This window comes from Paraburkholderia sp. BR10141 (assembly GCF_056155635.1).
Genome location: NZ_JBMIQH010000112.1, coordinates 1 through 1449, shown reverse-complemented (window position 1 = coordinate 1449; position 1449 = coordinate 1). Strand labels below are relative to the sequence as shown.

The window sequence follows — 1449 nt, the reverse complement described above, 5'->3', positions numbered from 1 at the left end:
CTAGTGTCCTGAGTTAAAAATTCATTGAATGATCCCGACCGCGTACTAAAGTGTTCTGTGTGGTAGTTGATGCGAGGAGGCAGGGATGAGCGGACGGCCCAAAGGGGAACTGGTGCTGAGCGAATCGGAGCGCAGAGAACTGCAAGCACTGACATTGCGACGCAAGACCGCACAGGCCCTCGCATTGCGGGCGCGCATCGTGTTGGCCTGTGCCGATGGACTGGACAACAGGAGTGTCGCGGCGAAACAGCGGGTCACTCAGCAAACGGTGTCGAAGTGGCGGGCGCGGTTCGTCATGGATCGTCTGGACGGACTGCTCGATGCGCCTCGGCCCGGCGCGCCGAGAACGATTGATGATGCGCGCGTCGATGCGGTTATTGCGAAGACGCTTGAGTCCGTGCCTGTCGGCGCAACTCACTGGAGCACGCGCACGATGGCTCGTGAGATGAAACTGTCGCAAACGGCGGTCACGCGGATCTGGCGCGCTTTTGGTCTGCAGCCGCATCGGCAGGAAGCGTTCAAACTCTCCAGTGATCCGATGTTCGTCGACAAGGTGCGAGATATCGTCGGGCTTTACCTGGATCCGCCGCTTAAGGCCATGGTGTTGTGCGTGGACGAGAAGAGCCAGATTCAGGCGCTCGATCGCACGCAACCCATGCTGCCGTTGGCACCCGGCATCGCTGAACGACGCACGCACGATTACATGCGTCACGGCACGACCACGCTGTTCGCGGCGCTGGACATCGCGACTGGCGAGGTGATCGGCGAGGTACATCGGCGCCATCGCAGCAGCGAATTTGTGCGCTTTCTGCGCACCATCGAAGCCAGTGTGCCGTCGCACCTGGATGTGCATCTGGTGATGGACAACTATGGCACGCACAAAACGCCCTCGATCAAAGCCTGGTTCGCCCGTCATCCCCGCTTCCATGTTCACTTCACGCCCACCTCGGCGTCGTGGCTTAATCAGGTCGAACGATGGTTCGCCTCGCTCACTGAAAAATACCTTCGACGCGGTACGCATCGCTCGACACGTCAACTCGAAGACGCGATCCGTCAATACCTGGAGATCTATAACGCCAATCCACAGCCGTTTTCTTGGAGCAAGTCGGCTGATGAAATTCTGGCCAGTCTCGAACGGTTCTGTATGCGGGTCACGAAGGCCGCGGGCGAAGCATCATGAACATCAACACCGACGCAATTGATGAAGTCGCACTGGCACTTCTCTACCTGACCCTGCATGACCGATACCGTGCATGGAAGGGTTTCGACTGGGATGTACTGAACCGGCTCTACGAACGAGGTTTCATCGAAGACCCGGTCAACAAGACGAAGTCCGTGATCTTTACCGAAGAAGGATTGCGCGAGTCCGAGCGGCTCTTTAATCAACATTTCGTCATTCCAGGAAGACCGGGAAATTGATTCAACGAACTTCTAACTCACGACACTAGC

General features: G+C 57.6%; 2 protein-coding genes. Both read left to right on the top strand.

Annotated elements, in window-relative coordinates:
- The first annotated feature begins 85 nt into the window (after positions 1 to 85).
- On the top strand, positions 86 to 1180 hold the full coding sequence (locus ACOJB8_RS41035; protein ID WP_475017961.1) for an IS630 family transposase: 1095 nt from the start codon (positions 86 to 88) through the stop codon (positions 1178 to 1180).
- Positions 1177 to 1419, top strand: a complete 243-nt coding sequence (locus tag ACOJB8_RS41030) for a DUF6429 family protein (protein ID WP_475017959.1) — start codon at positions 1177 to 1179, stop codon at positions 1417 to 1419. The genes ACOJB8_RS41035 and ACOJB8_RS41030 overlap by 4 nt, the downstream gene beginning before the upstream one ends.
- Positions 1420 to 1449: the final 30 nt, after the last annotated feature.